Source organism: Mycobacterium syngnathidarum (assembly GCF_001942625.1).
Lineage (GTDB): Bacteria > Actinomycetota > Actinomycetes > Mycobacteriales > Mycobacteriaceae > Mycobacterium > Mycobacterium syngnathidarum.
The window spans coordinates 1-9,423 of record NZ_MLCL01000085.1; the positions used below are offsets into that span (position 1 = coordinate 1).

At 65.0% G+C, this 9,423-nt stretch carries 1 protein-coding gene; it reads right to left on the reverse strand.

What is annotated here, in order from left to right; all coding sequences use genetic code 11:
* Positions 1–9,423, reverse strand: a 9,423-nt coding sequence (locus BKG60_RS24105; RefSeq protein ID WP_120765017.1) for a non-ribosomal peptide synthetase, incomplete at both ends; no start/stop codon positions are given.

Consider the following 9,423-nt stretch of genomic DNA (forward strand, 5'->3'; position numbering starts at 1 on the left):
CCCGATACGACAACGAGACACCCTCGAAACACACCGCCACCGCATCCGCAGCACGCTGCACCTGAGCCCCGAACAACACCGGAACCGAAGACTCCACCACCGGCCGCATCAACACCGCCCGATGACCAACCTCATCCAACCGAGCACAATCAGCCGCATCCAACACATCTACCGCCGACAACCGCTGAGCAGTGTCAGCTGTGATCGCCGCCAATACACGTTGCAGCCTCTTGACGAGTGTGCGAACGCTCGCCGCGTCGAACACGTCCGTGCGGAACTCCACCACGCCACCGATCCCGGCCGGAGCACCGGCATCGTTGAAGCGTTCAGCCAGGGAGAACACCAGATCCATACGGGCCGTGCGGGTCTCCGCATCCAGCGGTGTGGCCTGGACATCGCCCAGGCGCAGACCGGTAGCTTGCTCGGCGGCGAAGTTCTGCCATGACACCATCACCTGCACGAGCGGATGGTGGGTCAGACTACGGGCGGGGTTGAGTCGCTCCACAAGTGCCTCGAACGGCACGTCCTGATGCTCGAACGCCGCCAAGCCGCGCCGGCGTACCTGGGCCAGCAGATCCGAAACTGTGGGATCCCCGCCCAGGTCCAGCTGCAACACCAGAGTGTTGACGAAGAAGCCGACCAGTTCATCGAGGCCCGGATCGCTGCGGCCCGCGGTTGCGATTCCCACTGCCACATCGGAACTGGCGCTCAACTCTGCGAGCAACGCTGCCAGCGCGGCCTGGACCACCATGAAGCTGGTCGCACCGTGCTCCCGGGCGACACGTGCCACCTGTTGCTGCAATTCGGCCGGCCACTCCACCGCCACACTGGAGCCCTGATAGTCGGCCACCGGCGGATACGGCCGATCGGTCGGCAGCTCGAGACGCTCGGGCAGATCGACTAGTTCTTGTTCCCAATAGGCCAGCTGCGTGGCGATCACACTGTCCGGATCAGATGTCGACCCCAACCACTCCTGCTGCCACAACGTGTAATCGGCATATTGGACTGACAACGGCGCCCACTCTGGCGCCCGGCCGGCACAGCGGCTGGCGTAGGCCGAGCCCAGATCCGCCACGAATGGCGTGATCGACCAACCATCGGCAGCGATGTGGTGAACCACCGCCACCAGTACGTGTTGCTCCTCAGCGACCCGGAAGAGTGTTGCCCGCAAGGGGATTTCCTGCGTGAGGTCAAAGTGCCGCCGCCCGACAGCTCCTGCTTCCTCCTTCAACCGATCCGCAGACCACCCACTGGCGTCGACAACCTGCCAGCCGAGTTCCGCTTGCCCGGCGGGCACCACCAACTGCTGAGGAATCCCGTCAACGGCGCCGAACTTCGTGCGCAGGCTCTCGTGCCTTCCCACCACATCGGCCAATGCCTGCCCGAGCGCGGCGGCGTCCAGGTTGCCGTCCAGCCGCAATGCCACCGCCATGTTGTAGATCGATGACGGCCCCTGCAATTGTTCCAAGAACCACAACCGCTGTTGCGCATACGACAGCGGAATGACGTCTGGTCGCTGTTGGGCGACCAACTGCGGACGTCCACCCGAACCGGCCTTGATGTGCGGCGCCAGCTGGGCGATGGTGGGCGCGTCGAACAAGGTACGGACACTGACTTCGGCCTCGAAGCCGGCATTGACGGCTGCGAGTAGTCGCATCGCCGTCAGGGAGTCGCCGCCGAGGTCGAAGAAGGAGTCGTCGACGCCGACGCGTTCCAGTCCCAGAACCTGGGCGTAGATGCCGGCCAGGATTTCCTCGGTAGCCGTGCTGGGCGCGCGATAGTGATCGGTGTCGGTGTATTCCGGTGCCGGCAGAGCGCGCTTGTCCAGCTTGCCGTTGACCGTCAGCGGCAACGCATCAAGGACTACGACAGCTGCGGGCACCATGTAGGCCGGCAGCCGCTCGGCCAGGGCCGCACGCACGTGCACCGGGTCCGCGCTACCGGTGAGGTAGCCGACCAGTCGCTTGTCGCCAGGCTGATCCTCACGGACGACCACCACCGCCTGCTGCACACCGTCCAGATCGGCCAGCGCGCTTTGGATTTCGCCGAGTTCGATGCGGTAACCACGAACCTTGACCTGCTCATCGGCACGTCCGGCATACCGCAACTGCCCATCCGGACCCCACGACACCAAATCCCCGGTCCGATACATCCGGGCACCGGGTGCGCCGAACGGGCACGCCACAAACCTCGATGCGGTCAAACCCGGCCGGCGTACGTAGCCCACGCCCACACCGCGGCCGGCCACATACAACTCACCCACCACACCCGGAGGAACCGGCCGGAGCGACCGGTCCAGGACGAAAAGCGCCGCACCTGGGACCGGCACACCGATCGGCACCACACCCGAACCAGCCTGCAACGGAGCACTGATCGTGGCATAGACGGTCGTCTCCGTCGGGCCGTACCCGTTGATCATCACCCGGCCCGGCGCCCACCGATCCACCACATCCGGCGGACACGCCTCGGCAGCCACCATCAACGCTGCGGATTCCAGGCCCTCCGGGGACAGGATCCCTACTGCAGAGGGCGTTTGGCTCAGAACTGTGACGTGTTCGTTAACCAGAAGGGCATGCAGATCTTGCGATGAACGGGTGGTCTGCTCAGGCACTACCACCAAACGCCCACCGTGCAGCAGCGCACCCCAGATCTCCCACACCGAAAAATCGAACGCCAACGACGAACACGCCGCCCACACCTGCTGCGGCCCCAACTCGACACCCACATCCATGCCGTCAAACAACCGCGTCACGTTCTGATGAGTAACCGCAACACCTTTCGGCGTCCCCGTCGTCCCCGACGTATAAATAATGTGCGCCACATCATCAGGAGCCGGAACCGGCAACGCAGCACACGACTGAGAATCAATCCGAGGATCCTCGACCTCCACCACCGGCACACCCGATCCAAGCAACCGCTCGGCAAGCCCACCCGCAGTCACCGCCACCACCGGCCGTGCATCGCCCAGCATGAACTCAACCCGAGCATCAGGATGCGCCGGATCAATCGGCAGATACGCCGCCCCCGACTTCAACACACCCAAAATCGCCACGACAGCCTGCGCCGAGCGCTCCAACATCAACGCAACACACTCACCGGGCCCAGCACCATACTCGGCCAGCAAGTGCGCCAACCGATTCGACGCCTCATCCAACTCCCGATACGACAACGAGACACCCTCGAAACACACCGCCACCGCATCCGCAGCACGCTGCACCTGAGCCCCGAACAACACCGGAATCGAAGACTCCACCACCGGCCGCATCAACACCGCCCGATGACCAACCTCATCCAACCGAGCACAATCAGCCGCATCCAACACATCCACCGACGACAACCGCTGAGCCGGATCCGAGACAAACACCGCCAGCATCCGCTGCAAACGTTGGATCAAAGTCTCGATCGTGGCGGCGTCGAACACGTCAGTGCGGAACTCCACCGATCCGTCGATCCCTGCCGGCGCACCGGCATCATTGAAGCGTTCCGCCAAGGAGAACACCAGATCCATACGGGCCGTCTGTGTTTCGGCCTCCAGTCGCGTGACGCCGACCTCACCCAGTGCCAATGCGGCAGCAGGGTCGCTGTGTTGCCATGGCAGGTTCTGCCAGGTCAGCATGACCTGCACGAGCGGGTGATGGGTGAGGCTGCGGGTCGGATTGAGCCGATCCACCAGCACCTCGAACGGCACGTCCTGATGCTCGAACGCCGCCAAGCTACGCTGCCGCACCTGACCCAACAGGTCTGCGACAGTGGGGTCCCCGGCCAGGTCCACGCGCAGCACCAAAGTGTTGACGAAGAAACCCACCAACTCGTCGAGTGCGGGCTCGCCGCGGCCGGCAGACGCGATGCCCACGGCCACATCGGTGCTCGCGCTCAGCTGAGCCATCAACGCCGCCAGAGCTGCCTGGACCACCATGAAACTCGTCGCGCCGTGCTCGCGGGCGACCCGGGCGATCTGTTGCTGCAATTCGGCAGGCCAATCCACCACCACACTGGAACCCTGGTAGTCGGCCACCGGCGGATACGGCCGATCAGTCGGCAGCTCCAACCGATCAGGCAGATCGGCCAGCTCCTCCTCCCAGTACTTCAGCTGCCCGGCGATCACGCTGTCGGCGTCGGATACCGAGCCCAGCCACTCCTGCTGCCACAACGTGAAATCGGCATACTGCACCGGCAGGGGCTCCCAATCCGGGGCCTGCCCGTCGCACCGGCTGGCGTAGGCAGTCGCCAGATCCACCACGAGCGGGGTGACCGACCAGCCGTCGGCGGCGATATGGTGAACCACCGCCGCCAGGACGTGCTCGTTCTCGCTGATGCGGAAAAGTGTTGCTTTGATCGGAATTTCACTCGTGAGGTCGAAACTGTGGCGGGCCGCTGCACCGATCTCCTCGTCGAGCCGGGCCGCCGACCACCCGGCGGCATCAACGATCTGCCATCCCAGATCAGCCTGTTCGGTGTCGAGAACCACCTGCTGGGGGACCCCGTCGACTGAAGTGAACACCGTCCGGAGACTTTCCTGCCGGCCCACGACGTCCGCCAGCGCGGCACCCAGGGCAGCCTCATCGAGGTGCCCGCTGAGCCGCAAGGCCACCGCCATGTTGTAGATCGGCGAGGGCCCTTGCAGCTGCTCCAAGAACCAGAGTCGTTGCTGGGCATACGACAACGGAATGGCCGCCGGACGATGCCGCGCAGTCAGCGGTGGCCGCGCCACACCGTCCTGATGCCGATCGAGATAGTCGGCCAGCCCGCCGACCGTTGGCGCGTCGAACAGGTAACGAACCGGCACATCCCGGCCGAGAGCGGACTGCAGACGTGTGCTGACCCGGATGGCGATCAGGGAATCGCCGCCGAGGACGAAGAAATCGTCATCGAGCCCTGCCCTGCCGAGTCCGAGAACCTCGGTGAACACCTCGGCGACAATCTTTTCCGTATCGGTCTGGGGAGCCCGGAAGGAGGTTGCGACGAACGTCGGCTCAGGTAGTGCTTTCCGGTCGATCTTGCCCGAGGAAGTCAACGGGAACTCGTCGAGCACCACGATCTGGCTCGGAACCATGTACTCGGGCAACCGTTCAGCCAACCACTGGCGGACCGCCGTGACCTTTGAGTTGGTATGCGGGTCGTTGGCGTAACCGCCGCGCTGACGGGCGTCGGGCGCCGGCTGGTAGAGCTCAGTGAGCGCCGGCGGCAAATCACCGCCGGAGGTTGCGATGAAGACGGCATCCAAGGTTCCGGGTTGGGTGCCCCACGTAATTGCGACGTGGTAGCCGGCTGCCTCGCCGAGCCGGTACACCATTTCAGGAGTGACGACATCCTGTGCGGCGGCGTCGGCGTGGACGAGTGCCTCGGCGAGTGGGAGTCCTGCACCCAAAGCTTGTTCGGTCACCACATCGGCGATCACGCCGGCACGTGGAATGGAAGTGACCCGTACGGTGGACGGCTGCTGAGCCGTCAACTCGGCATGCAGCCCGCTCAGACCCGCACAGTCCGTCCACACCCACGTCGAGGCGTTGGCCAGTGAGCACACCTGCGTGGGCGACTTGTGGACGATGACGTCGTAGCGGTATCGGCTCAGCTCGTTGTCGGCCTCACCACGCTTGACCTGAATGTCGATGCCGCCCACGGATGGATGGTCGGCTGCCCAGGTGGTGAAGAACTCTGGGGCAAGGAGCAACTCATGTTCGCCCAGCATCGCGCGCTGTACCCGTTGGCGGATCTCGTCAGTATCGGTACCGTTCCGGCTACGCGCCAACGCGATACCGGTCTGGAAGGCACCCTGCAGACTGTGATTGCGCACGTCGCCGATAAACAGCGTGCCGCCAGGAGCCAGCAATTCCACTGCCTTGTCGACGACCTCGGCCAGGTACCCAGCGCTCGGGAAGTACTGGACCACCGAGTTGATCACCACCATGTCGAACTGGTTCTGTGGCAACGCCTCGGTGATGTGCGCCGGTCGGGTCAGCAGATGAACCCGGCCTCCCCAGGGCTGGCCGGCCACCGCCTTCTGCAGCTTCTGGATAGTCGGCGCGGAAAAGTCTGTGCCCCAATACTCGACGCATTCGGGAGCCAGCTGGGACAGCAGCAGGCCTGATCCGACGCCCAGCTCGAGTACTCGCTGCGGGCGCATGGACAGGATCCGATCCACAGTGGCCGAGCGCCATTCCTCCATTTCGGGCAGGGGAATCGGATCGTCCGTGTAGCTGCTGTTCCAGCCGCGGAAATCGTTACCGAATTCGACCACGTCAAGGTCAGCGTCGTAGAGCTCGTCGTAGATGCCTTGCCACTGATCGACAACGTCAGCGTCGTAGTCGGCGGTGCTGGTCTGCTCGAGGGCGATGTAACCAACCAGATGATCGACACCGGTGCTGCCTCGATGCACGGCCGCGGCCGCGCGGGTGACCTGCGGGCAGGCCAACAGGGTGTTCTCGATCTCACCCAGTTCCAGGCGCTGCCCACGGAGCTTGATCTGGGCATCTGCACGGCCGAGGTATTCCAGGCTGCCTGATTCGGCCCAGCGCACCAGGTCACCGGTGCGATACAGCCTCGTCCCCGGTTCTCCAAAGGGATTGGCCACGAAGCGATCCGCAGTCAGATCGGGGCGTCCCACATAACCACGAGCGACCGCAGGACCGGCCAGGTAGAGCTCGCCCACGACTCCGACCGGCGTCGGGTTCAGCCGCGAATCGAGCACGAACGCGCACGTTCCCGGAACCGGGGCACCGATGCGCACCGGTTGTCCGGCTGTCAGCGCACTCCAGGTGGCCCAGATGGTCACCTCGGTCGGTCCATAGGCGTTGAACATCCGCCGTCCGGGGGCCCATGCGGCCACCAACTCGGCCGGGCATGCCTCGCCACCGGTGACCAAGGTGTCCAGCCCGTCGATCTCGGCCGGATCCAGGGTGGCCAGCACCGTCGGGGTGATCAATGCCGCATCGACACGCTCACCCGCCAATACCTCGGCCAGCGCGGCCCCGGCGTAGGAATCCGGCGGGGCCACCACCAATGCCGCCCCGGAGGACACCGCCCATAACCACTCGAAGATCGAGGCATCGAAAGTCGGTGCGGCGACCATCAGCACCCGAGCCTTCGGAGCCACCCCGAGCAGATCATGGTGTGCGGCCGCGACACCGAGCACCCCGGCATGGCTGATCGCGACACCCTTCGGAGTTCCGGTGGATCCCGATGTGAAGATCACATATGCCGCGTCGTCAACACTCAAGGGCGCCAGTCGATCCGGATCCGCTACCGGGTCCGCGCTGTGTTCTGACAGATCAACCACATCGAGCGGGACCACGAGTCGGCTCCCGGTCCCCTCGACCGCAGCGGTGCCGCAGGTGAGCACACAAACCGCCTCGGCGGCGTCCAATACCGTGGACACCCGCTCGGCGGGGTGAGCCGGATCGACCGGAACGTACACTCCGCCGGCCTTGAGTACCGCCCACCAGGCGATCACCAAGTCCGCGCAGCGCCCCATCGCCACACCGACGGCGCGTTCAGGGCCCACCCCGGCTTCGATCAGCGCCCGTGCCAGTCGGTTGGATACCTCATCAAGCTCCCGGTAGGACAGCTCGCGGCTCCCGTCCACGACTGCGACGGCCTCCGGATCCGCGGCGACCGCGGCGGCCAACAGCTCCGGGGCCAATCCCATCGGGCGAGTTGCGTCTGCACCGGACCACTTGTGCAGCAACAGATCCTGCTCGTCAGGATCGAGCAGACCGACCTCGCCGACAACCACCGACGAGTCAGCCACCACAGCCTCGACGACACGGCCGAACCAACCCACCAAGCGCTCGACACTGGATCGGTCATACAGATCCGTGGCGTAGGCGACTGTGCCTGCCGCCATCAGTGCACCGCGGCCCTCTTCGGGCACCGCGTGCAGATCGAACAGCGCACTCGCGTCCCCGTTGGACACTTCTCGCAGATCGAATTCGAGGTCGAACCGGGCGGTGCGAATGTCGGCGGCCATCGGCTCGACGTCGAGTTCGTCGAGCTGGATCTCGGGGCGCACATTGTTCTGGAAAGCCAAGGCCACCTGGAACAGCGGATGGTGCGATGTGGACCGGGTCGGGTTGAGCCGCTCGACCAAAAGTTCGAACGGCACGTCCTGACTGGCGTAGGCATCCAGCGCCTTCTGCCGGACACGTTCCAACACCTCGCTGAACCGCGACGCAGGATCAACGTCCACCCGGAGCACCCAGGTGTTGACGAAGAACCCGACCAGCTCATCGAGGGCCTGGTCCATGCGCCCGGCGATCGGGGTGCCCAACGCGATGTCCTCACCGACTCCGGCCCGGTGCAGCGCAACCGCCATCGCAGCCTGCAAAACCATCGACACGGTTGCGTTGTGGGCTGCGGCCACGGCCTTGAGCCCAGCCCAGGCCTCGGGGTCGATACGCAGACCGACGGCGTCGCCGCGATAGCTGGGCACCGGGGGGCGTGGCCGATCCGAGGGAAGAGAAATGACCTCGGGGAGTTCTGCGAGTTCCCGCCGCCAGTATGCGAGCTGGTTGGCGAGCACACTGTCGGGATCGGATTCTGATCCCAACCAATCCTGTTGCCACAACGTGTAATCGGCGTACTGGACGGGCAATGGTGACCAATCGGGCTCCTGGCCCACGGCCCTCGACCGATAGGCTGCGCCGACGTCGCGGGCCATAGGTGCCATCGACCATCCGTCAAAGGCAATGTGGTGCAGAACGATTCCGAGGACATACTGCTCGGGGCCTACGGCGTAGATCTGGGCCCGGATCGGAATCTCATTGGCCAGGTCGAACGTGTAGCCCGCCAGGGAGGTCAGCTCCCCGACCAGATCGTCGTCCGTCACCGGCACCACGGCCGGGCCTCCGCGGCGCCACAGCCCGGGCTGTGCGGGCAGTACCTTTTGCGAGGGCACTCCGTCGATGTCGGGGAACACCGTGCGCAGCGATTCATGGCGGTCGATCACGTCGTCGAGAGCCGATTCCAGGGCGTCGACATCCAAGGCGCCGTTGATCCGGAACGCGATCGGCATGTTGTATGTCGCCGCTCCGTCCTCGAACCGGTTGAGGAACCACATACGGTTCTGTGCGAAGGACAACGGGACCAGGGCAGGACGCTCGCCCGCCGTCAAAGGCGCACGCCGGTCCGAATCCTCGCCGACATGCGGTGCCAACTGCGCGACCGTGGGCGCGTCGAACAACGTGCGTACCGCCAGCCCGGCATCCAAATCGGTGTTGACGGCGGCGACCACCCGCATCGCGAGAATACTGTCGCCGCCGAGGTCGAAGAAGGAGTCGTCGATGCCGACCCGTTCCAACCCGAGGACCTGGGCGTAGATACCGGCCAGGATCTCCTCGGTCGCGGTGCCCGGCGCCCGATAATGATCGGTGCCGGTGTATTCCGGAGCCGGCAGGGCCCGCTTGTCGAGCTTGCCGTTGACCGTCA